Raw genomic sequence first — 25,602 nt, 5'->3', positions numbered from 1 at the left:
TGTGTCGGGTAACGAAGAACTGACGGCGACGGCAAGGGAATTCTGGCGGGGGCGGCTGATTCCGCTCGCACAGGAGACCGTTCTCCCCGTCGATTTCCCGTATCCGCAGCGGCCCTGCGGCCCCGCACCGGTCCGCTCCCACGCCCTGTCCGGCCCCGTACCGGGCGAGGCGGAACAGCTCGCCGCGTACGCCGCCCTGCTGCACCACTACGGGAGCGGCGCCGGCGATGTCGTCCTCGCCCACGACGGGCTGCCGCTGCGCGTCGCCGTCACCACCGACACCACCTTCGCCGGGCTCACCGCCCAGGTCGCCGGCGCCGTGGCGCAGGCCCGCGCCCACCGGGTGCCCGTCCCCGCCCTCGCCGACGCCCTGGGCGCGGCGGCGACCCGCGGCGGCGGGCGGATCTGCAACACCGGCCTCGACGCGGGCGACTGGGCCGGCGGCCCGCTCGACCTGGAACTGCGTGTGACGCCCGGCGAGGTCCACGCCGCGTACCGGCCCGACCTCTTCGGGACCGACACCGTCGACCGCGTCCTCGGCCACTACGCGACGCTGCTCGCGGACGCCACCGCGCACCCGGACCGCGCCGTCGGCGAACTGGAGCTGCTGGCCGAGGCCGAGCGCCACCGCGTCCTCCACGAGTGGAACGACACCGCCCACGACGTGCCGCTCGCGACCTGGCCCGCGATGTTCGCCGAGCAGGTCCGCGCCCGGCCCGACGAGACCGCCCTGGTCTTCGAGGACGTCCGCCTGACCTACGCCGAACTCGACGCGCGCGCCGGCCGTCTGGCCCACGCCCTGATCGCCCGGGGCGCGGGGCCCGAGACCGTGGTGGCGCTGGCGGTGCCGCGCTCGGCGGAGCTGGTCGTCGCCGAGGTGGCGGTGCTCAAGTCGGGCGCCGCCTACCTGCCGGTCGACACCGACTACCCCGCCGACCGCGTCGCCTACATGCTCGCCGACGCCGCTCCGGTCTGCCTCGTCACCACCTCCGAGATGACCGGTGAACTGCCCGACGAGGTCCCCTCACTGGTACTGGACGACCCTGCCACCGAGGCCGAACTCGGCGCCCTGCCCGCGACCGGCCCTGACCTCGGCGGGCGGCTGACCGTCGCGAGCGCCGCGTACGTCATCTACACCTCCGGCTCCACGGGCCGCCCCAAGGGCGTCGTGCTCTCGCACGCCGGCGTCGCCAAGCTCGTCGCCACCCAGAGCGAGCGCTTCGGCATCGGCCCGCACAGCCGGGTACTGCAGTTCGCCTCCCCCAGCTTCGACGTCGCCTTCTGGGACCTGTGCCTCGGCCTGCTCTCCGGCGGGCAGTTGGTCGTCGTGCCGTCCGAACGACGCGTCCCGGGCGCGCCGCTGGCCGACTACGCGAACGCCCACGGCATCACCTTCATGATCCTGCCGCCGGCGCTGCTCGCGGCCATGCCGGAGGACGTCCACCTCCCCGCGGAGGCGACGCTGCTCGCCGGCACCGAGCGGGTCTCCCCCGAGCTGGTGGGCCGCTACGCGCGCGGCCGGATGATGTTCAACGCCTACGGCCCGACCGAGGCGACCACCAACTCCACGCTGGGACTGTGCGACCCGGACACCCCGCCCGGCACCATCGTGCCCATCGGCGTGCCCGACCCGGGCACCCGGGCATACGTGCTCGACGGCCGGCTGCGGCCGGTGCCGGCCGGTGTCGCGGGAGAGCTCCACCTCGGCGGCGCCGGACTCGCCCGCGGCTACCTCGGGCGGCCCGGCCTGACGGCGGAGCGCTTCGTCGCCGACCCCTTCGGCGCGCCGGGCGAACGGCTCTACCGGACCGGCGACCTGGTGCGGTGGAAGGCCGACGGGCGGCTGGAGTTCCTCGGCCGCGTCGACAGCCAGGTCAAGATCCGCGGCTTCCGCATCGAGCCCGGCGAGATCGAGTCCGTGCTGCGCTCCCACCCCGCCGTCGCCCAGGCCGCCGTCGTCGTCCGCGAGGACCGGCCCGGCGACCGGCGCCTGGCCGCCTACGTCGTGCCCTCGCTCGACGGCGACGCCGAGGTCGCGGAGTGGAAGGACCTGCACGAACTGCTCTACGCGGCCGCGGGCTCCGAGGGCTTCCAGGAGAACTTCGCGGGCTGGAACAGCATGTACGACGGGCTGCCGATCCCCCTCGCGGACATGCGCGAGTGGCGTGCGGCCACCGCCGAGCGCATCGCCGGGCTCGCGCCGCGGCGCGTGCTGGAGATCGGTGTCGGCAGCGGCCTGCTGCTCTCCCGGCTCGCTCCGGGCTGCGAGACGTACTGGGGGACCGACGTCTCCGAGGAGGCGGTCGCCGCCCTGCGCGAACAGGTGCGCGGCGTGCCGGGACTCGCCGGGCACGTCGAGCTGTCGGCCCGCCCCGCGCACGACACCGCCGGGCTGCCCGAGGGGTGGTTCGACACCGTCGTCATCAACTCCGTCGCCCAGTACTTCCCTGGCGCGGACTACCTGGAGGACGTGCTCCGCAAGGCGGCGGCGCTGCTCGCGCCCGGCGGCACCCTCTTCGTGGGCGACGTCCGCAACCTGCGGCTGCTGCGCACGCTGCGCGCCGCGGTGGAGAGCCGCCGCGGTTCCGGCGACGGGACCTCCGGCGCCGACGACAAGGAGGCGCGGCGCGCGGCCGTGGACCGGTCGGTGGTGTGGGAGGGCGAACTCCTCGTGGATCCGGACTGGTTCGCGGGCCTCGACGGCTTCGCCGCCGACGTGCGGATCAAGCGGGGCACGCACCACAACGAGCTGACCCGCTACCGCTACGACGTCGTGCTGCGCCCGGCCGGCAGCACGGTGGCCGCGGACGCGGACGGGGACCCGGACGCGGGTGACGGGATCGCGTGGGCCACGCTGGGCACGCTCGACGCGCTGGACGCCCGGCTCGCCGCGCGTCCGGAGCGGCTGCGGGTCACGGCGGTGCCCAACGCCCGGCTGGCCGAGGACCTCGACGCGCTCGCCGCCCTGGACGACAGCGGCCACCACGGCGCCGACGGTGTCGGCCGCGTCGATCCCGAGTCGCTGCACGAACTCGCCGCGCGGCACGGCCTGTCCGTCGCCCTCACCTGGACCGGCGACGCCGACGACGGCAGTCTCGACGCCGTCTTCACCTCCGGCGACGCGGCCCCGGGACCGCTGTACCGGCCCGGCGCCGGACGCCTGCTCGCCAACCGCCCGGCACCCTTCCGCGACGTCTCCGCGCTGATGCGGACGCTGCGCGCGCACGCGGCGGAGTTCCTGCCGGAGTACATGGTCCCGGCGGCCCTCGTACCGCTCGACCGGCTCCCGGTGACGCCGAGCGGCAAGCTGGACGGCGCGGCCCTGCCCGTGCCCGACTACGCCGCCCTCAGCTCCGGCCGCGCCCCGCGCGACGCCCGCGAGGAACTGCTGTGCGCCCTGTACGCACGGGCCCTCGGCGTGCGCTCGGTCACGATCGACGACGACTTCTTCGCCCTGGGCGGCGACAGCATCGTGGCGATCCAGCTGCTCGTGCTCGCCCGCGGCGCGGGACTGCGGCTCACCCCCCGGGACGTCTTCCGGCACCGTACGGTGGCCGGGCTCGCGCGGGTCGCGCAGGACACCGACCAGGACGGCATCGAGCACGACGCCCCTCTGCTGGAGCCGACGGAGACCGAACTCGCCGCCCTGCGGGGCGACCTGCGGCAACCCGTCGAGGAGGTGCTGCCGCTCGGCCCGCTGCAGGAGGGCTTCTTCTTCCACGCGCTCGTCGACGGCGCCGATCACGACGCCTACGTCGTCCAGCAGGCCGTCGAGCTGTCCGGACACGTCGACGGCGCGGCACTGCGGCGCGCCATGCGGCGGCTGCTGGAGCGGCACGCGCCGCTGCGGGCCTGCTTCCGGCAGCTCGGCGACGGGCGCCCGGTGCAGGTCGTCGTCCGGGACCCCGAACTGCCGTGGCGCGAGGTGGATCTTTCCGCGCAGGAGGACGGTGTGCGCCGGGGCCTCGCGCACGCCGTCGCCGCCGACGAGCGGGCCCGTCCCTTCGACCTCGCCCGGCCGCCGCTGCTGCGCTGCGCGCTGGTCCGGCTCGAAGAAGGCCGCAGCCGCCTGCTGCTGACTTTCCATCACATCGTGGCGGACGGCTGGTCGCTGCCGGTACTGCACCGCGAGCTCATGGCCCTGTACGCGCCCGACCCCGCGCCGCTCCCCGAGGTCCCCGCCTACCGGACCTACCTGCGCCGCATCGCCGCCGCGGACGGGGAAGCCGCCCGCGCCGCCTGGCACGCGGCCCTGGCCGGACTCGACGGGCCGACGCGCTTGGTGGACATCCCCGCCGACGGCCGCCCCCTGGAGCCCGCGCAGGTCCGCGTGGAGCTGTCCGAGCGGGTCACCGCCCGCCTCTCGGCCCGCGCGCGCGAACTCGGGGTCACCCTGGGCACCGTCGTGCAGGGTGCCTGGGGCCTGTTGCTGGGCCGGCTGACCGGGCAGCAGGACGTCGTCTTCGGCACCACCGTCTCGGGACGCGACGTCGCCGTCGACCGCATCGCCTCCATGGTCGGCCTGTTCATCAACACCCTGCCGACCCGACTGGCCTGGGACCCGTCCGTGAGCCTCGGCGCACTGCTGCGCCGTCTGCAGGACGAGCAGAGCGCCCTGCTGGACCACCAGCACCTGGGTCTCGCCGAGATCCAGCGGGCCGCCGGGCACGCGGGTGCCGGTGAACTCTTCGACACCCTGGTCGTGTTCGAGAACTACCCGGCCGGGACCGGGCTCGCCGACCCCTCGGGCACGGTGCGCGTCACCGGCCACGCCTTCCACGACACCGTCCACTATCCGCTCGCGCTCATCGTGAAGCCCGGCCGCCGCATGGACCTGCGGCTCAAGCACCACGCGCGGCGCATCGACGCGGACGCCGTGCGGGCCGTCGCCGGCCGGCTCACCCTGCTGCTGGAGGCCATCGCTGACGACCCCGGACGCCCCGTGGTCTCCGTCGACCTGCTCACCCCGCGCGAGCGGGACGCCGCCCACCTCGAAGGCGCCGCCCGCGAAGTCCCCGCCACCACGCTGCCCGCCGCCATCGCGGCGCAGACCGCCCGCACCCCCGGCGCCACCGCCGTCGTGCACGAGGCGACGACCCTGACGTACGCCGAACTCGACGCGCGCGCCGAGGCGCTGGCCGCGCGGCTGCGCGCCCGCGGCGCCGGGCCGGAGCGCTTCGTCGCGGTCGCCGTCCCGCGGTCCGCCGAGCTGACGGTCGCGCTGCTCGGCGTCCTGAAGTCCGGCGCCGCCTACCTCCCCGTGGACCTGGCCTACCCCGCCGACCGTGTGGCCCTCATGCTCGCCGACTCCGGCGCCACGACGGTCGTGACCACCGCGGCCGACGCCGGACGGCTGCCCGTAGTGGACGGCCTGGCGCCGCTGCTGATCGACGCCCCCGACGAGGACGGTCCCGCGCCCGCCGCGGGCGGGGCGGCGGCCGGCCCGGACCACCCCGCGTACCTGATCTACACCTCCGGCTCCACCGGCCGGCCCAAGGGTGTCGTCGTCACCCACCGCGCGATCGTCAACCGCCTGGCCTGGATGCAGGGCGAGTACGGACTGACGGCCGACGACCGCGTGCTGCAGAAGACCCCGTCGAGCTTCGACGTCAGCGTGTGGGAGTTCTTCTGGCCGCTGTGCGAGGGCGCCGCCGTGGTCCTCGCCCGTCCGGACGGGCACCGCGACCCGGCCTACCTCGCCGGACTCGTCCGCGAACAGGGCGTCACCACCCTGCACTTCGTGCCGTCCATGCTGGAGGCGTTCCTGAGCGCGCCGGAGGTGACCGCCGACGCGTCGTGGGCGGCCGGCCTGCGCCGCGTCCTGAGCAGCGGCGAGGCCCTGCCCGGCGGTGCCGCCTCGCGCTGGCTCGCGCTGACCGGTGTACCGCTGCACAACCTGTACGGGCCCACCGAGGCCGCCGTCGACGTGACGCACCACCGGTTCGACGGCTCCCCCGGCACCACCGTGCCCATCGGACGACCGGTGTGGAACACGGGACTTCGCGTGCTGGACTCCGGTCTGCGCCCGGTGCCGGACGGCGTCCCCGGTGAGCTGTACCTCACCGGCGTACAGCTCGCCCGCGGCTACCACGGACGCTTCGCGCTGACCGCCGAGCGGTTCGTGGCCGACCCCTACGGCGCCCCCGGCGAGCGCATGTACCGCACCGGCGACCTCGTGCGCCGGCGGGCGGAAGGGGTGGTGGAGTACCTGGGCCGCACCGACCGCCAGGTCAAGCTGCGCGGCAACCGCATCGAGCCCGGCGAGACCGAGGCCGCCCTCGTACGTCTGCCGGGCATCGCCCAGGCCGCGGTGACCGTGCGCGAGCAGCGGCTCGTGGCGTACGTGGTGCCCGAGGGCGGCAGCGGCCGCGCGGACACCGCCGCCCTGCGCGCCGCCTTGACCACGGCGCTGCCCGCGCCCCTGGTCCCCGACGCCTATGTGGTGCTGGACGCGCTGCCCCTGACCCCGAGCGGCAAGCTGGACCGGGGCGCGCTGCCCGCGCCCGAGGTGGAACGCGCCGCCGTTCGCGCGCCGCGCACCGACCGGGAGCGGACGCTGACCGAGGTCTTCGCGGCCGTGCTGGGCCTGGAGGACGCCGGTCCGGACGACGACTTCTTCCTCCTCGGCGGCGACAGCATCAGCTCGATCGGCGTGGCCGGCCGGGCCCGCGCGGCCGGCCTGGAGCTCAGTCCGCGCGACGTCTTCGAGTACCGCACCCCCGCGGCGCTCGCCCTGGCCGCGCGCACCGGTGCCGTGGCCGCGGAGCGCACCGGGCCCGTCCGCCCCGACCTGACGCCCGAGGAGACCGCGCGCCTGCACGGGCTCGCCGGCGGGGCACCGGCCGAGATCTGGCCGCTCGCCCCGTTGCAGGAAGGCCTGTTCTTCCACTCCGCGTACGACGACGGCGCCCTGGACGTCTACACCGTCCACGAGTCCTTCGACTTCGCCGAGCGCCTGGACGAGGACCGGCTGCGCGCCGCCGCCCGCACGCTGCTCGCCCGCAACCCCGGGCTGCGCGCCGGGTTCACCAGCGACGGGCTGCGCCAACCGGTGCAGTTCATCGTCGAGGCACCCGAGGTGCCGCTGGAGACGGTGGACCTGTCCGCGCTGCCGGAGGCCGAGCAGGAGACGCGGCTGCGCGCGCTCCTGGACGCGGAGCGCACCCGCCGCTTCGACCTGTCGGCGCCGCCGCTGTTCCGCATGCTGCTCGTACGCCGGGGCGCGGAGTTCGGCGACCGCCTCGTCATCGGCCGTCACCTGATCCTGTGGGACGGCTGGTCGGCGTGGCTCTTCCTCGACCAGCTCTTCGCCCTCTACGCGGCGGGCGGCGACGACACCGGCCTGCCGCGCCCCGGCTCCTACGGCGACTACCTCGCCTGGCTGGGCACCCAGGACGACGCCGCGGCCACCGCCGCCTGGCACACCGCGCTGGCGGGCCTGGAGGAGCCCACCCTGCTGGCCCCTGCCGTCGCCGACGCGGGACTCGCCCCCGTCATCCCCGAGCAGCTGGACGCGCTGCTCGCGGCGGAGCTCGGCGACGCGCTGCGCGAGCGGGCCCGGGCCCACGGGCTCACCCTCAACACGGTGCTCAACGCCGCCTGGGGCCTGACCCTGGCCTCCGCGACCGGCCGCACCGACGTGGTCTTCGGCACCACCGTCGCGGGCCGCCCGACCGAGGTGCCGGACGTCGAAAACGTCATCGGCATGTTCCTCAACACCGTGCCCGCCCGCGTCGCCCTCGACCCGGCGGAGCCCGTCCTGGACCTGCTGCGGCGGATCCAGGACGAACGCCTGGAGCTGATGCCGTACGAGTACCTGGGCCTCGGCGTGCTCCAGTCCGAGACCGGGCACCGCCGGCTGTTCGACACGCTCTTCGTGCTGCGCAACAACGACACCGAGGAGCGGCTGGAACGGCTGCGCACCGAGCACGGCGCCACCGCCGTCGCCAATGTCGACGCCACCCACTACCCCGTCAACCTCATCGTCACCCCGGGGCGGCGCGTCCTCGTCACCCTCGCGCACCGGCCCGACGTCATGTCGCACGAGGCCGCCCGCGCGCTGCTGGACCGCTTCACCGTGCTGCTGGAGCGCATGGCCGAGGACCTGACCGCGCCCGTCGGCCGCCTCGACCCGCTGCTGCCCGCCGAACACGCCGCGCTGGAGCGGGAGTGGGCCGGCAGCCGGGTGCCCGAGCCGACCGAGACGATCGCCGACCTGCTCGCCGCGCAGGCGGCCCGCACCCCGGACGACACCGCGCTGGTCTTCGGCGAGCGCACGCTTCGCTACGCCGAACTGGACGCCGCCGTGAACCGTACGGCCCGTCTGCTGCTCGCCCGCGGCGCGGGCCCGGAGAAGGTCGTGGCGCTGGGCCTGCCGCGCTCCCTGGACATGGTCGTGGCCCTGTTCGCGGTGCTGCGCACCGGCGCCGCCTACCTGCCGCTGGAGCTGGACCACCCCACCGACCGGCTGTCCCTGATGCTGGAGGACGCCCGGCCGCTCCTGCTGCTCAGCAACACCGCGGTATCGGCCACCTTGGACGCGGACACCCCGCGCGTGCTCCTCGACGACCCCGCCGTCGCCGCCGAACTGGCGGAGCTGTCCGACGCCCCGGTGACCGCGCGCTTCAGCCTGGAGCACCCCGCGTACGTCATCTACACCTCGGGCTCCACCGGCCGCCCCAAGGGCGTCGTCACCCCCTACCGGGGCCTGACGAACATGCAGCTCAACCACCAGAAGGAGATCTTCGCCCCGGCGATCGCGTCGGCGGGCGGGCGGCGGCTGCGTGTCGCGCACACCGTCTCCTTCGCCTTCGACATGTCGTGGGAGGAGCTGCTGTGGCTGGTCGAGGGCCACGAAGTGCACATCTGCGACGAGGAGTTGCGCCGTGACGCGCACGCCCTCACCGGCTACTGCGACCGGCACCGCATCGACGTCGTCAACGTCACCCCGACCTACGCCCGCCTCCTCATCGAGGAGGGGCTGCTCGACGGGCACGTCCCGCCGCTGGTACTGCTCGGCGGCGAGGCCGTCCCCGAGACGGTCTGGGCGCGGCTGCGCGACACCGAGGGCACGTACGGCTACAACCTGTACGGCCCGACCGAGTACACCATCAACGCCCTCGGCGGCGGCACCCAGGACAGCGCGACGCCCACCGTCGGCCGCCCCATCAGGGGCACCCGCGCGCACATCCTCGACGCCTGGCTGCGTCCGGTGCCGGACGGCGTGCCCGGCGAGCTGTACATCGCGGGCGTCGGCCTGGCCCGCGGCTACCTGGACCGGCCCGGCCTGACCGCCGAGCGCTTCGTCGCCGACCCCTTCGGGCAGCCGGGCGAGCGCATGTACCGCACCGGTGACCTCGTGCGCCGGGGCTGCGGGTCCCCCCGGCCGGAGGCTGGGGGAGGCGGCCTGGACTTCCTCGGGCGCACCGACGACCAGGTGAAGATCCGCGGCTACCGTGTCGAGCCCGGCGAGATCGAGACCGCCCTCAGCCGCCATCCGCGGGTCTCCCAGGCCGCCGTCGTCGTCCGCGACGACCGGCTGATCGGCTACGTCGTCCCCGCGCCCGTGGACGCGGGCGAGCGGGAGTCCACCGAGCGGGCCCAGGTCGGCGAGTGGCAGGAGATCTACTCCGACGAGTACGAGGAGATCTCCACCGCCGTCTTCACCGAGGAGTACGCGGGCTGGAACAGCTCCTACGACGGGCGGCCCATCGCCTTCGAGGACATGCACGAGTGGCGCGAGGCCACCCTCGCCCGCATCCGCGAACTGCGGCCGCGCCGGATCCTGGAGATCGGCGTCGGCTCCGGCCTGCTGCTGTCCCGGCTGGCGCCGGAGGCCGAGGCGTACTGGGCCACCGACTTCGCGGCCCCCGTCATCCGCAAGATCGGCGAGGAGCTGCGAAGGGACCCGGAGCTGGCGGCCAAGGTGGAGCTGCGCTGCCGGCCCGCCGACGACCTCGCGGGGCTGCCCACCGGGTACTTCGACACCCTCGTGATCAACTCGGTGATCCAGTACTTCCCGAGCGCGGCCTACCTGGAGTCGGTCGTCCGCGGCGCCATGGACCTGATCGCCCCCGGCGGCGCGCTCTTCGTCGGCGACGTGCGCAACCTGCGGCTCGCCCGCACCTTCCACACCGAGATCCAGCACGCCCGCGGCACCGCCGAGGCCGAGTTCGAGCGGGCCGTGGACCGCGCCCTGCGGCTGGAGAAGGAACTCCTGGTCGACCCCGACTTCTTCGCCGGGCTCGGCTACGGTCTCGACCTGCGCACCAAGCGCGGCCTGCACCACAACGAGCTCACCCGGCACCGCTACGACGCGGTGCTGTACCGGGGCGAACCCGCGGTGCGGCTGGGCGACGAGCCCCTTGCGACGTGGTCGCGGGACCTCGTCGAGCGCCTGCGCGAACGGCGCCCCGAGCGGCTGCGTGTCACCGCGATCCCGGACGGCCGTGTCGGGCCGGGCGGCGTGGACCCCGAGACGCTGCACGAGCTGGGCGCCGAGCTCGGCTACCGCGTGCTGACCACGTGGGCCGAGGAAGCGGGCACCTACGAAGCCGTGTTCGTCCCCGGCGACACCACCGGCACCACCGCCGGGCTCTACCGGCCGGGCGGCGGCACCGCGCCGTACGCCAACGACCCGGCGGCGGGCCGCGACGAGAGCGCCCTGGTGAGAGTGCTGCGCGAGGACCTGAAGCGCGAGCTGCCCGAGTACATGGTCCCGGCGGCCTTCGTCACGCTCGACCGGCTGCCGACGAACGCCAACGGCAAGCTGGACGTGCGGGCGCTGCCCGTCGCCGAGCCGGCCGTGGCCCTCGGTGGCGGGCGCGGGCCGCGCACCCCGCAGGAAGAGGTGCTGTGCCGGCTGTTCGCCGAGGTGCTGAGCCTGCCGTCGGTGGGCGCCGAGGACAACTTCTTCGACCTGGGCGGGCATTCGCTGCTGGCCACCCGCCTGGTGAGCCGGGCCCGCACGGAGCTCGGCGCCGAACTGGCCATCCGCGACCTCTTCGAGGCCCCGACGCCCGCGCGGCTCGCGGGCCGGGCGGACGCCGGACGGCCCGCGCGCCCCGCGCTCGCCGCGGCGCCCCGACGCCCCGAGCGCGTCCCGCTGTCCGCGGCGCAGCGGCGCCTGTGGCTGGTGGAACGCCTCACCGGCGGCGGTGCCGCGTACAACTTCCCGCTGGTCTTCCGGCTGCGCGGCGCCCTGGACACGGACGCCCTGCGGCACGCCCTGCACGACGTGACGGCGCGGCACGAGGCACTGCGCACCCTCGTCGGCGAGCGGGAGGGCGAGCCGTACCAGCGGATCGTCCCCGCGGACGAGGCGCTGCCCGCGTTCTCGGTCACCGGATGCGCCGAGGGCGACCTCCCGGGGCTGATCGAGGCGGCCCAGCGGCGCCCGTTCGACCTGGCGGAGCAACTGCCGTTGCGCTGCGAGGTGTTCCGCGTCGGCGGTGACGACCACGTGGTGGCCGTCGTCCTGCACCACATCACGACCGACGAGTGGTCCGACCGCCCGTTCATGGCCGATCTGACGGCCGCCTACACCGCCCGTACGGCGGGCTCGGCACCGGCCTGGCAGCCGTTGCCCGTGCAGTACGCGGACTACACGCTGTGGCAGGAGCGGCTGCTCGACAGCGCCGGCGCGTCGCAGACCGGGTACTGGACGGAGCGGCTGCGCGACCTGCCCGAGGAGCTGTCGCTGCCGCTGGACCGGCCGCGTTCCGCCGCGCCCACCGGCGTCGGCGCGGTCGTGCGGAGCGAGGTGCCCGCCCGCCTGGGCCGGGAGCTTCGGGAGCTGTCCGCCGCGACGGGCACCAGCATGTTCATGCTGTTCCAGGCGGCCACCGCCGCGCTGCTGCACCGCCTCGGCGCGGGTGAGGACATCCCGCTCGGCGCGCCCATCGCGGGCCGCACCGACAGCGGTCTCGACGACCTCGTCGGCTTCTTCGTCAACACGCTCGTGCTGCGCACGGACCTGTCCGGCGATGACCTGACGTTTCGTCAACTGCTGCGCAGAGTGCGCGAAACAGCGCTCGAGGCGTTCGAGCACCAGGACGTGCCCTTCGACCGGGTCGTGGAGGCGGTGAACCCGCCGCGCGCGGCGGGCCGCAACCCGCTGTTCCAGGTGATGCTGGGCTACCACCACCGCCCGGACGGCGACCCCGACGTGTTCGGTCTGCCGACCGAATGGTTCGACATGGACACCGGCACGGCCAAGTTCGACCTCGACTTCACCTTCGTCGACCAAGGCGAGGCACGCCCGCTGGCGCTGCTGCTGGAGTACGCGACCGACCTCGCCGACGAGGACACCGCCGCGCTGCTCGCCGGCCGGCTGGTCCTGCTGCTGCGGCAGGCCGCCGCGCACCCGGACCGCCCGCTGGCGGAGTTCGACCTGCTGACGGCCGCCGAGCACGAGGCCGCCGCGCGCGTCTGGAACGCCACCGCGTACCCGGCGGAGACCCGCGCGATTCCGGAGATCCTCGCCGACACCGTGCGGGCACACCCCGACCGCACCGCGCTGGTGACCTCCGCGGGCACGCTGACCTTCGCCGGACTGGGCGACCGCGTCGACGCCGTCGCCGCCCTGCTGGGCCGGCACGGCGCGGCCGAGGGCACCGTGGTGGGCCTGGCCCTCCCCCGGCACGCGATGGTCCCGGCGATCCTGGGCGTACTCGCCTCGGGTGCCGCCTATCTGCCGCTCGACCCGGCCCTGCCTGCCGAGCGCCTGGAGTTCATGCTGCGCGACGCGGCACCGGTGTGCGTGCTGACCACGGCGGAACCGGCCGAACGGCTGCCGGCGGCGCCGGGCGCCCCGCGCCTGCTGCTGGACGGCCCGCTGCCCGAGGCACGGGAGTTCGTCCGCCCGTCCGCGTACCCCGCCCTGGGAGCCGCGTACACGATCTACACCTCCGGCTCCACCGGAACCCCGAAGGCCGTCATCGGCACCCACCAGGGCCTGTCCAACCTCTTCGGCGCGCATCTGCGGGACATGATCGAGCCGGCGGTCCTGGCCACCGGCCGGCAGGTCCTCAAGGCCGCACACACCGCCTCGTTCAGCTTCGACGCCTCCTGGGACCCGCTGCTCTGGCTGCTCGCGGGTCACGAACTGCACGTCGTGGACGAGACGACGATGACCGACCCGGCCGCACTGCTCGCCCACTTGGAGGGGCAGGCCGCCGACTACGTGGACCTCACCCCGACCTACCTGGTCGAGCTGATGCACCACGGCTTCCTCGACGGCGGCGGCCACGCGCCCGCCGTCCTCACCGTGGGCGGGGAGGCCACCCCGGCGGCGCTCTGGCGGCAACTGGCCGCCCTTCCCGGTACCGAGGTGCACGACCTCTACGGCCCCACCGAGAGTTCCGTCGACGCGTACGGCCGGCACAGCGGGCCTCCGGAGTGGGCGGCGCCCCTCGGCAACGTGCGCGTCCACGTCCTCGACGAGCGGCTGCGCCCGACGCCCGCCGGCGTGCCCGGCGAGCTGTACCTCGCCGGCGCGGGCCTGGCCCGCGGCTACCTGGGACGCCCGGACCTGACGGCAGAGCGCTTCGTCGCCGACCCCTTCGGGGCGCCGGGCGAGCGCATGTACCGCACCGGCGACCTCGCACGCCGCCGTTGGGGGTCCCCCCGGCCGGAGGCTGGGGGAGGGACGCTGGAGTACCTGGGCCGCGCCGACGACCAGGTCAAGATCCGCGGCTTCCGTGTGGAGCCCGGCGAGATCGAGTCCGTGCTCACCGCTGACCCGCGCGTCTCGGCGGCCGCCGTCGTCGTCCGCGAGGACACCCCCGGCGTGCCGCGCCTCGTCGGGTACGTCGTGCCCGCCCCGGGACAGGACGCCGACCCGGCGGCGCTGCGCGCCCAGGTCGCCGCCGTACTGCCCGAGCACATGGTGCCCGCCGCCTTCGTCGGGCTCGCGGCCCTGCCGCGCACCGTCAACGGCAAGCTGGACCGCGCCGCACTGCCCGCGCCGGACCTGTCGGCGGCCGTGGGCGGGCGACTGCCCCGCACCCCGCGCGAAGAGGTGCTGTGCGAGCAGTTCGCCGCCGTACTGGGCCTGGAACGGGTCGGCATCGACGACGACTTCTTCGCCCTCGGTGGCCACTCGCTGCTCGCGATGCGCCTGGTCAGCCGTATCCGTACGGTCTTCGGCGCCGAGGTGTCGCTGCGCGCCGTCTTCGACGCGCCGACCGTCGCCGGGCTCGCGGCCCTGCTCGAAGGCCCGCGCGCCGCCGCCCGTCCGGCCCTGACCGCCGGGCGTGCCCTCCCGGAGCGGCTGCCGCTGTCCTCCGCCCAGCGGCGGCTGTGGCTGCTGCACCAGGTGCACTCCGCCGACGCCTCCTACAACCTCCCGACCGCCTGGCGCCTCACCGGCGCCCTCGACCGCGCCGCGCTGGAGGCGGCACTGAACGACCTCTTGGCCCGCCACACCACCCTCCGCACGGTCTTCCCGGCCGTCGACGGTGTGCCGTACCAGCACGTGCTGGAACCGGAGCAGGCGCGAGTGACGCCCGGCACCGTCCCGGAGGCCGAGCTGCCCGGCATCGCCGCGCGGCCGTTCGACCTGGAGCGCGAACTCCCGCTGCGCGCGGCCCTGTCCGCGACCGGATCGGACGAGCACGTGCTGCTGCTCGTCCTCCACCACATCGCCACCGACGAGTGGTCGGACCGGGCCCTGCTCACCGACCTCGGCACCGCCTACGCCGCGCGCGCCGCCGGCCGGGCCCCCGACTGGGCGCCGCTGCGGGTCGGTTACGCCGACTACACCCTGTGGCAGCGGGAGCTGCTGGAGGAGTCCGGCGACGACCTTCTCGCCCACTGGACCGAGGCGCTGCGCGGCCTGCCCGAGGAACTGGCGCTGCCCACCGACCGGCCGCGTCCCCAGGAGTCCTCGCACGCCGGCGGCACCGTCGGCTTCACGATCAATCCCGAGCTGGAACGGGCCCTTCGCGCACTCGCCCGCCGCGAGGGCGCCAGCATGTTCATGGTCTCCCAGGCCGCGGTCGCGGCCCTGCTGCACCGGCTCGGCGCGGGCGACGACATCCCGCTCGGCGCGCCCGTCTCCGGCCGCGCGGACGAGCGGCTGGAGGACCTGGTCGGCTTCTTCGTCAACTCCCTTGTGCTGCGCACCGATCTGTCAGGCGACCCGGACTTCGCGGAGCTGCTGCGCCGCGTCCGGGCGACCGACCTGGCCGCGTACGAGCACCAGGACCTGCCCTTCGAACGTCTCGTGGAAGCCCTCAACCCCGCCCGCTCGCTCGCCCGGCACCCGCTGTTCCAGGTCATGGTCGTCCACCTCTCCGAGCGCGGCGGCACGCCCGTCCTGCCGGGCCTGACGGTCCGGCAGGAGCCGGCCGGCCAGGACACCGCCAAGTTCGACCTCAGCTTCGACTTCGTCGAGCAGGGCGAGGGCAACGGCATCCAGGGCTGGATCGAGTACAGCGCCGACCTCTTCGACCGTCCGACCGCCGAACTGCTGGCCCGGCGCATGGAACGGCTGCTGGAACAGGTCGCGGCACAGCCGGGACGGCCCGTCGGGCGCATCGACGTACTGGAGGCGGAGGAACGCGTCCGGGTGCTGGAGGAGTGGAACGCCACCGGCCGCGCCGTGCCGGAGCTCACCCTCCCCGAGCTGTTCCGCGCCCAGGCCGCGGCCACCCCGTCCGCGACCGCGCTGCTGGTCGAGGACACCGCGGTGACCTACGCCGAGCTCGACGCCCGGGTCGAACGCCTCGCCCACGCCCTCGCGGGCGCCGGCGTGCGCCCGGAGTCGACGGTCGCCGTCGCGCTGCCGCGTTCGGCTGCCCTCGTCGTCACACTGCTCGCGGTGCACCGCGCGGGCGGCGCCTATCTGCCGCTCGACACCGACTACCCGGCGGAGCGGCTGGCGTTCATGCTGTCCGACGCCGAGCCGGTGTGCGTGGTGACGGCGGACGGCGCGGCCCTGCCGGACACCCATGCGCCGCGCCTGCTGGTCGACGCCGACGGCACCCCCTCGCAGCGGGCCGCCACCGGCCCGCTGCCGCGGGCCTACGACGCGCGCCGCCCGGCGTACGTCATCTACACCTCCGGCTCGACCGGCCGCCCCAAGGGCGTCGTCGTGCCGCAGGAGGGCATCGTCAACCGTCTGCTGTGGATGCAGGACGCCTACGGGCTCACCCCGGACGACCGCGTGCTGCAGAAGACGCCGTCGAGCTTCGACGTCTCCGTCTGGGAGTTCTTCTGGCCGCTGATCACCGGCGCGACGCTGGTCGTGGCCCGGCCCGAGGGCCACAAGGACCCGGCCTACCTGGCCGACCTGATCCGGCGGCGCGGCGTCACGACGGCGCACTTCGTGCCGTCGATGCTGCGGGTCTTCCTCGACGAGCCCGCCGCGGCGGGCTGCACCGGCCTGCACCGGGTGCTGTGCAGCGGCGAGGCGCTGCCCGCACCGCTCGCGGCCCGCTTCCACGAGGTGCTGGGCGCGTCCGGCCTGCACAACCTCTACGGGCCCACGGAGGCGTCGGTCGACGTCACCGCCCACGAGGTCCCCGCCGGCGCGGGCGCCGTGCCGATCGGCCGGCCGGTGTGGAACACCCGCACCTACGTGCTCGACGCGGCGCTGCGCCCGGTACCGCCGGGCGTGACCGGGGAGCTCTACCTCGCCGGCGTCCAGCTGGCGCGCGGCTACCTCGGCCGGGCCGGGCTGACCGCCGAGCGCTTCGTCGCCGACCCGTACGGTCCGACCGCGAGCCGCATGTACCGCACCGGCGACCTGGCGCGCTGGACGGGCGACGGAGAGCTGGAGTACCTGGGCCGGGCCGACGACCAGATCAAGCTGCGCGGCTTCCGCGTCGAACCGGGCGAGATCGAGAACGTGCTGGCCCGCCGGCCGGGCATCGCGCGGGCGGCCGTCGTGCTGCGCGACGAGCGCCTGGTGGCGTACGTCGTGCCCGCCCCGGGACAGCAGGCGGACACGGCCGCCCTGCGCGCCCACGTCGGCGCCGCGCTGCCGGAGCACATGGTGCCCGCCGCCTTCGTGGTCCTGGACGCCCTGCCGCTCACGCCGAACGGCAAGCTGGACCGCGCGGCGCTGCCCGCGCCGGACTTCGCCGCCGAGGTCACCGCGACCCCGCCGCGCACCCCGCGCGAGGCGCGGATGTGCGAGCTCGTCGCCGCCGTCCTCGGCCTCGAACGGGTCGGTCCCGACGACGACTTCTTCCGGCTGGGCGGCGACAGCATCGTCGCGATGCAGCTCGTCGTCCGGGTCCGCGCCGCGGGCCTGACGATCACCGCGCGCGACGTCTTCCGGCACAAGACGCCGGCCGGTCTGGCCGCCGCCGCCGTGGACACCGTCCGCCAGGACGCGGGTGAGGACACGGCGCTGCTGCCGGACGTCACGGACGCCGAACGGGCCGAACTGGCGGGCATCGGCGCGGCGGAAGCGCTGCCGCTCTCCCCGCTCCAGGCCGGACTGCTCTTCCACGCCTCCTTCGACAGCGGCGACCAGGGCCCCGACGTCTACACCGTCCAGGTCTCGTACGACCTCGACGGCCCGGTCGACGCCGAGCGGCTGCGCGCCGCCGGGCAGGCGCTGCTCGACCGGCACGAGAGCCTGCGCGCCGGCTTCCGCTACCTCTCCTCGGGCCGTCCGGTGGCCGTGGTGCCTCGCTCGGTGCCGCTGCCGTGGCGCAAGGTGGACGTGCCGGACGGGGACGCGGAGTGGGAGCGCCTGCTGCTCCAGGAGCGGCGCCGCTTCGACCCGGCGGAACCGCCCCTGCTGCGGCTGCTGCTGGCCCGGACCCACGACGGTGGCCACCGCCTGGTGCTGTCGCACCAGCACCTGCTGCTGGACGGCTGGTCGGTGCCCCGTCTGATGGCGGAGCTGACCGCCCTCCACGACGGGAGCGCCCCGGCCGCCACCGCCCCCTACCGCGACCACCTGCGCTGGCTGTCCCGGCAGGACACGGCGGCCTCCGCCGCCGCCTGGGCCGGGGCCCTGGACGGGCTGGAGGAGCCCACCCACCTGGTGCCCGCCGACGTCCACCGGGCGCCGGTCGTGCCGAGCACGCACACCGTAGAGGCCGACGAGCGCCTGACGGAGGCGCTCGGCACGCTCGCCCGGCGCCGCGGACTGACCGTCAACACCCTGGTGCAGGCGGCCTGGGCGATCGTGCTGTCCCGGCTGACCGGACGCGACGACGTGGTGTTCGGCGCGACGGTGGCCGGCCGGCCGCCGGAGCTGGACGGCGTGGAGTCGATGATCGGCCTGTTCATCAACACCGTGCCCGTCCGCGTCCGGCTGCGCCCGCAGGAGCCGGTCGGCGCCCTCCTGGACCGCCTGCAGGACGAGCAGTCACGGCTCCTCCCCCACCAGTACCTGGGGCTGGCCGACATCCAGCGCGGTGCCGGGCTCGGCGACCTGTTCGACACGCTGATGGTCTTCGAGTCCTACCCGGTGGCGGACGAGGCGGCGGCGGACGCCGACAAGCCGGCGCTGCGCCTGTCGGTGCGCGAGCACGAGGACTCCACGCACTACCCGTTCGCCTGGGCCGTCGAACCCGACGAACGCCTGCGTCTGACAGCCGAGTTCCGGCCCGACCTGTTCACCCCCGCCGCGGCCGGGCGCATCGCGTCGGCCATGGTCACCGTCCTGGAGGCGATGGCCGGCGACCCGGGCACCGCCGTCGGACGGCTCGACATCCTCGGCGACGCCGACCGGCACACGCTGCTGGAGACCTGGAACGACACGGACCTGCTCGGGCAGGCGGCGGACGCGACCGTCCCCGCCCTGTTCGCCGCCCGGGCCGGGGCGTCCCCGGACGCGATCGCCGTCACCGACAGGGCTGTGACGTGGACGTTCGCCGAACTCGCCGCACGCACCGACCGGCTGGCCCGCCTGCTGGCCGGCGCGGGCGCGGGCCCCGAGGGAATCGTGGCGCTGGCCCTGCCGCGCACCGCCGACCACATCACGGCGATCCTGGCCGTGATGACGGCGGGCGCCGCCTATCTGCCGATCGACCCCGACCTGCCCGCCGACCGCGTGCTCGACATGCTGGCCGACGCCCGTCCGCGGCTGATCCTCACCACGGACGCCCTGGCCGCGTCCCTGCCGGACACCGACGTCCCGGTGCTGCGCCTGGACGCCCTCGACGGGCTGCCGGAGGCCGCGCCGCGGGCCCCGGCACCCGACCACCCGGCGTACGTCATCTACACCTCGGGCTCGACGGGCCGCCCCAAGGGCGTCGTCGTCACCCAGCGCGGCCTGGCCAACCTCTTCCACAGCCACCGCCACGACCTCCACGACCGCGCCAAGGAACTGACCGGCCGCCGCCACCTGCGCGTCGGGCACGCCTGGTCGTTCTCCTTCGACGCCTCCTGGCAGCCGCAGCTGTGGCTGCTCGACGGGCACGCGCTGCACATCGTCGACGACGAGACACGCCGCGACGCCGAGCTCCTCGCCGCCCTGATCCGGGACGAGGGACTGGACTTCATCGAGGTGACCCCGTCCCTGCTGGCGCAGATGGCCGACGCGGGCCTGATCCGCGACGACCGGTGCCCTCTGGCGGTGGTCGGCGTCGGTGGCGAGGCCGTGCCGGACGCCCTCTGGTCGCGGCTGGCCGCGCTGGAGTCCACGGAGGCGGTCAACCTCTACGGGCCCACCGAGGCCACCGTCGACGCCCTCGTCGGCCGGGTGGCGGACAGCGACCGCCCGGTCGTCGGCCGCGCGGTGCACAACACCCGGGCGTACGTCCTGGACGCCGCGCTGCGCCTGGTGCCGCCCGGCGTCACCGGCGAGCTGTACCTGTCCGGCGCGGGGCTCGCCCGCGGCTACCTGGGGCGCCCGGGCCTGACGGCCGAGCGCTTCGTCGCCGACCCGTACGGCCTGCCGGGCGCCCGGATGTACCGCACCGGCGACCTCGCGCGGTGGACCGAGGAGGGTCGGCTCGCATACGCCGGCCGCTCCGACGACCAGGTCAAGATCCGCGGCTACCGGGTCGAACTCGCCGAGATCGAGGGCGCTCTGGCCGGACACGCGTCCGTCGCCCAGGTCGTCGTCACCGCCCGCGAGGACCGCCCTCGGGTCCGGCAGCTGGTCGGCTACGTCGTCCCCGCCGAAGGCCGCACGGCCGACCCGGCCGCCCTGCGGGCCCATGTGGCGGCGGTGCTGCCCGAGTACATGGTCCCGGCCGCCGTGGTCGTCCTCGACCGGCTGCCCCTGCTGTCCAACGGGAAGCTGAACCGCAAGGCGCTGCCCGCCCCGGACTTCACCACCGGAACGGGCGGCCGCAAGCCCGCGAGCGGCACCGAGCGCACCCTGTGCGGGATCGTCGCCGAGGTGCTGGGACTGCCCGCCGGGGCCGTCGGCACCGACGACGACTTCTTCGCCCTGGGCGGCGACAGCATCGTCGCCATGCAGTTCGTCAGCCGGGCCCGCGCTGCCGGGCTGCGGATCACCCCGCGCCAGGTGTTCCAGCTCCGTGACGTGGCCTCGCTCGCGGAAGCCGCCGTCCCGCTCGCCGGCGACGAGTTGATCCGCACGCACGACGACGGCACGGGCCTCGTCCCGCTCACCCCGATCATGCACGCCCTGCGCGAGCGCGGCGGCCCGATCCGGGGCTACCACCAGGCCGCCCTGCTGCGGACCCCGGCGGACATGGACGAGAAGGGGCTGCTGGCCGTCCTGCGGGCCGTCGCCGACCGGCACGACATGCTGCGCGCCCGCTTGGCGCGCACACGGACCGAGCCGTGCTCCACCGGCGGGGTCGGCGAAGAATGGGCGCTGCGCGTCCCCGCCCCCGGCACCGTGGACGTGGCGTCCTGGCTCGCCCGCGCCGACGTCGCCGGAGCGGGCGACGCGGAGCTGCGCGAGGCGATCTCCGCCCACGCGGTCACGGCCCGGGCCGGACTCGACCCGGACACCGGTGACATGGTGCGCGCGGTGTGGTTCGACGCGGGGCCGGGACGGCCGGGCCGCCTGCTGCTGCTCGTCCACCACCTCGTGGTCGACGGCGTGACCTGGCGCATCCTGCTGCCCGACCTCGCGGCGGCGTGGGACGCCGTCACGGCGGGCCGCGCCCCCGCGCTGCCGCCGGTGGACATCTCGTTCCGCCGCTGGTCGGAGCTGCTGACCGCCCGCGCCCAGGACCCGTCCCGCGAGGACGAACTGCCCTGGTGGACCTCGGTCCTCGCGGACGGCGCGGGCCTGCCCCTGGCCCGGCCGCTGGACACGGCGCGCGACACCGTGGAGAGCACCCGCTACCTGTCGATGACCCTGCCCGCCGAGATCACCGAACCCCTGCTCGGCCGGGTCCCGGCCGCCTACGGGGCGAGCGTCAACGACGTCCTGCTGACCGCGTTCGCGCGGGCCGTCGCCGACTGGCGGACCCGCGTGCTGGGCGCGGAGCCCGGCGGCGCGGTCCTGGTCGACCTGGAGGGCCACGGCCGGGAGGAGGAACTGGCCGGCAACGCCGACCTGTCCCGCACCATCGGCTGGTTCACCAGCGTCGTCCCGGTGCGGCTCGACCCGGGCGCGGCAGGGCTCGCCCCGGAGGAGGCCGTCGGCCGCGTCCGCGAGCACCTGACCGCCCTCCCGGCGGCGGGGGTCGGCCACGGCCTGCTCCGCCGGCTCAACCCGGTGACGGGACGCGAGCTGGCCCGACTGGCCGAACCGCAGATCGAGTTCAACTACATGGGCCGCTTCGACGTCCCCGAGGCCGCCGACTGGTCGTACGCGCCCGAGGGCGACGCCGCCGACCTCGACGCCGACCCCGGGATGCCCATGTCCCACGCCCTCACCCTCAACGCCCTGACCGAGGACCGCCCCGGCGGCCCCGAGCTGGGCGCCCACTGGGCCTACGCCGGCGAACTCCTCACCGAGGAGGCCGTCCGGGATCTGGCACAGACCTGGTTCCGGGCCCTTCAGGCCCTGGTCACACGGAAGGAATCCACCCGATGAGCAGCAACCCCTTCGAGAACCCCGACGGCGTCTACTCCGTCCTGGTCAACACCGAGGGCCAGCACAGCCTGTGGCCCGACTTCGCCGACGTCCCCGCGGGCTGGACCGTCGCCCACGGCCCGGCCGGCCGTCAGGAGTGCCTGGAGTACGTCGAGACCCACTGGACGGACCTCCGCCCGAAGAGCCTCGTCGAGGGAGCCTGACGCCAGACCCCCGAACGCCGGGGGGCCGTCCCGCGCGGTGCGGGCCGGCCCCCGGCGGGCCGACGCGCGTCGTCGCGCGCGCAATCCCTTCGACAGGGCAGGAACGCGCCTGGCAGGCTGCGCACATGACCTACGGAATCGAGTCCCACCCCAGCCGGTGAACGCCCAGGAGGAGCGCGACGCGCTCACCCTCCCGCCCGCCCTGTACGACCGCGCCCTGCGCATGCTGCGCGAATCCCCCGACGGCCTCCCGCCCCGGCGCGGTTACTCCCTCGCCGGGAGACGGGAACCGGGCGACCCGGAGTTGTCCTGGAACGAGGCGAGGACAGCCATTCGCGCGGCACTCGATCCGCTGCCGGGCGACTCCGCCACTCTCCATCACCTCTTTGCCCGGCTCGGCGTTCGAAACCGCCACAGCCATCTGGTCCACTCGACGGTCGCGGGCCTGCCGCTGCCGGCCGGTCAGTGGACCGCGGCTCGCGCCCTGGCCAGGGAACTGACCGGGACCGGTACCACCGTCCCGGCCGTCACCGCCGGAATCGCCCTGCTCATCCGGCTCGGTGAGGCCGAGGACATCCCGTGTCTGTCCACGCTCGGCTTGCTCCGGGTGTTCACCGGTCCCGCCGTCGATGCCCTGGACAGACTCGACCGGCAAGCCGCCGGCGTCGTCTCGCTCGCCGCCGGCCCCCACGACGGCCTGCGACCGCTCGTGCGCGCCCTGTGGGCGGGAGACCAGCGGGCCGTTCACGAAGAGTTGACCGCCTTCCACCTCTCGTCGCGCCGTGTCGGCGCGGCGGACGCGCGCCGGATCGCGGAGGCCGTACGGCTGCCCGACCTGCTCGACCGGCATCCCTCCGACACGGCCCTGCTGGCCCGGGCGAGCAGACTGCTCGTGTGGATGGGGTGCTCTCAGGACGACCCGGCCGGCTTCCTCGCCTACCGCGACGCGCCCGACCTGTACGACAAGGTCGTCACCCGCGCCGGTCTTCTGCCGCCGGGCCTCGACAACCACGCCACCCTGGTCTCGCTCGCGCTGGACCTGAGCAGCGGCACCGGCGTGCTGCTCGACTGGCCTCCCGGCCGACGCACCGCGCTGCTGGAATCGCTCGGCAGACTGCTCGCCGAACCTCGATGGTCCTCGACCGCGGACATCGCCGGAGGCGAGCCGGACCACGAGGTGCGAGCGCGGTGGATCCGTCGCACGGGACGGCGGCCGTTCGCGCTCCCCGCCACGGCCGGCGGACTGCGCATCGAGGTGGTGGCAGGAGACCCCGCGGACACGCCACGCGTCGAGGCCCGCATCCTCATCGACGGACGTCCCGTCGTCCCAGCCGCATTCACCCGCGGTCCGGCCAACAGCCCCGAACTCCTCCTGGAGGACGGCCTGCTGCGGGCCGGTCCTGAGCCCCGCGAGGCCCAACTCGCGGAGGCCCGCTGTACCGAGGGGTGCTGCGGCGCGCTGTACGTCACCATCCGGCGGGACGGCGACCAGGTGGTGTGGGAGAACTGGCGCCGGTCGATGTCCGGTCCACGGGACGCCCCGCTCCAGTTGCCTCCCCACCGGTTCGACGCCGCCGCCTACGACGCGGAGATCGCCCGCGCCGAGACCGACCGCTCCTGGTCCTGGCGCACGCGCACCGTGGCCCGACTGATCAAGGCCGGCCTGATCGAGGCGCCGGATCTGCTGAGCACATGGGACGCGAGCCGGGGCTGGATCAGCAGCGGCCTCGAAGACCCGGACACCACCGTGGTGACCTTCTGGTACGTGCCCGGACTCGGCTCCGGCACCCCGGACGGAGCCGACAGCCCCCTCCAGTTCCGCTGGGACATCCCGGACGACGGCACCCCACCCGAGACCCAGGCCGCCGCGGCCCTCCGCCGCCTCGCCGACGAGGACCCGAAAACCTACGGCCGCGTGTGCGGCGGCACCCGCAAGCGCGCCGAAGAACTCGGTTACCCCTGGCCGCCGTAGGGTCCTGACCACTGATGACGATGCGGGGGCGCGCGCCGGCTCCGGCACCTGGGCGGCAACCACGCCCTTCCGACGAGCGTACGTACGGTGTGACACAGTCGAGGTGACGATCCCGGGATGGGAATCGACATCGACGTTGAGGACGACGTTCAGTTCGAGATCCTGGTGGACCTGGCTCCGTACACCATCCACGCCGAGGCCCGGCGTGGGAAGCAGCAGGTATTCGGTGCCGGGGACACCGGCACCTCGCTGTGGATGGTCATCACTCCGGCGCAGGAAGCGGAACTCGGGTCGCGGCTCACCGCTCGGGGCATCCCCTCGGACGTGCTCATTGCCACGGACCGTGTGAACAGCGCAAAGCGCACGCGCTAGGGTCGCGAGCATGGATGACGATGCCCTGCTGAAGGAGCAGATCGCCTACTACCGGGCCCACGCGAGCGGGTACGACCGGCCCTATGCGGAGCGCGAGGATCTGCGGGAGTTGCTGGGTGCCGTCGGCGAACTCCCCATCGCGGGCGACGTGTTGGAGCTGGCCTGCGGAACGGGGCAGTGGACCGGCGCGCTGGCCGCCCGGGCGCGCTCGGTGACCGCTGTCGACGTCGCGGAGGAGACGCTGAGCATCGCGCGTGCGCGGGTGGCCTCCCCCAACGTGGGGTTCGTCCAGGCCGACCTGTTCGCGTGGCAGCCGCCGCGCCGCTACGACACCGTGTTCTTCGCCTTCTGGCTGTCACACGTTCCGCCGTCCCGCCTGCCGGACTTCTGGAGCACCGTCGGCGCCGCACTCGCACCCCACGGCACAGCGGTCTTCATCGACGACGGCCCCCGCGCGGCCGCACGCGAGGAAGTCCTCACCGACCAGCCCACCCCCGCGGTGCTGCGCCGGGTCGATGACGGCAGCGCGTACCGCGTCGTGAAGGTCTTCCACGACGCGGACGAGCTCACCGGCCGGCTGACCGCGCTGGGGTGGTCGGCCGATGTCCGGCCCGTGGGCGACAGCTTCGTCGTCGGCGTCGCGGAACCGCCGGCCAACGCCGGCTGACAGGGCACGGCGGCTGCCGTCGCCCCCCATGCCGGGCGTCGACGCAGGCCGGCCGGGTGCTCAATCGGCTTGACGTGAGTGTGCTGCCACCGGGGCGCCGATGGGCCGCTCAGCTGCGGATCCGCGTCGACGGCGAGGATGTCGTGGCGCGGGCCGCCGGCGAGGGGGCCGCGGTCCGTTCGCGGACGAGGCGTTGCCTGCCGACGGTCGCGGTCCGCTCCGGGCGACTGCCGAGGGGCGCCGGGTGGTGCTCGGCGAGCCCGCGTGCACGGGCGGGTGCTGCGGCTTCCTGTCGGTGTTCGTGCAGCGTCATGGTGGGCTGGTCGAGTGGTCCGGCCGACAGGTGCCTGTCGATCAGGTTCACCCCCCGGCGCTTCACTTCGACGCCGATCAGTACGACGCCGAAGCGACGCGTCGCTGACGCTGCGCCGGACACCCCGTCCCCCCGCGGAAA

The 25,602-nt window shown here is 74.9% G+C and carries 6 protein-coding genes; all 6 read left to right on the top strand.

Features of this window, described 5'->3' with window-relative positions:
* Position 1 precedes the first annotated feature (1 nt).
* The 6 genes from ACFYXS_RS34985 to ACFYXS_RS34960 all read left to right on the top strand — a co-directional run bounded on the left by ACFYXS_RS34985 (position 2) and on the right by ACFYXS_RS34960 (position 25,569).
* Positions 2–21,934, top strand: coding sequence for a non-ribosomal peptide synthase/polyketide synthase (locus tag ACFYXS_RS34985; RefSeq protein ID WP_389255683.1), 21,933 nt, complete (start codon positions 2–4; stop codon positions 21,932–21,934).
* On the top strand, positions 21,931–22,137 hold the full coding sequence (locus ACFYXS_RS34980; RefSeq protein WP_389255681.1) for an MbtH family protein: 207 nt from the start codon (positions 21,931–21,933) through the stop codon (positions 22,135–22,137). The genes ACFYXS_RS34985 and ACFYXS_RS34980 overlap by 4 nt, the downstream gene beginning before the upstream one ends.
* Before the next feature lie 157 nt (positions 22,138–22,294).
* Entirely contained in the window at positions 22,295–24,109 is a 1,815-nt protein-coding gene (locus tag ACFYXS_RS34975) for a hypothetical protein (RefSeq protein ID WP_389255679.1), read from the top strand.
* 117 nt (positions 24,110–24,226) lie between these two features.
* Complete coding sequence (locus ACFYXS_RS34970; RefSeq protein ID WP_389255677.1) at positions 24,227–24,481, top strand: hypothetical protein; 255 nt, start codon at positions 24,227–24,229, stop codon at positions 24,479–24,481.
* Between the two features lie 10 nt (positions 24,482–24,491).
* On the top strand, positions 24,492–25,148 hold the full coding sequence (locus tag ACFYXS_RS34965; RefSeq protein ID WP_389255675.1) for a class I SAM-dependent methyltransferase: 657 nt from the start codon (positions 24,492–24,494) through the stop codon (positions 25,146–25,148).
* 244 nt (positions 25,149–25,392) lie between these two features.
* A complete protein-coding gene (locus ACFYXS_RS34960; RefSeq protein ID WP_389255673.1) occupies positions 25,393–25,569 on the top strand; it encodes a hypothetical protein in 177 nt (58 codons plus the stop codon).
* Positions 25,570–25,602: the final 33 nt, after the last annotated feature.

This window comes from Streptomyces sp. NPDC002574, from assembly GCF_042889545.1.
Lineage (GTDB): Bacteria > Actinomycetota > Actinomycetes > Streptomycetales > Streptomycetaceae > Actinacidiphila.
The sequence above is the reverse complement of the archived record's forward strand: the minus strand, read 5'-3'. Positions and strand labels throughout refer to the sequence as shown.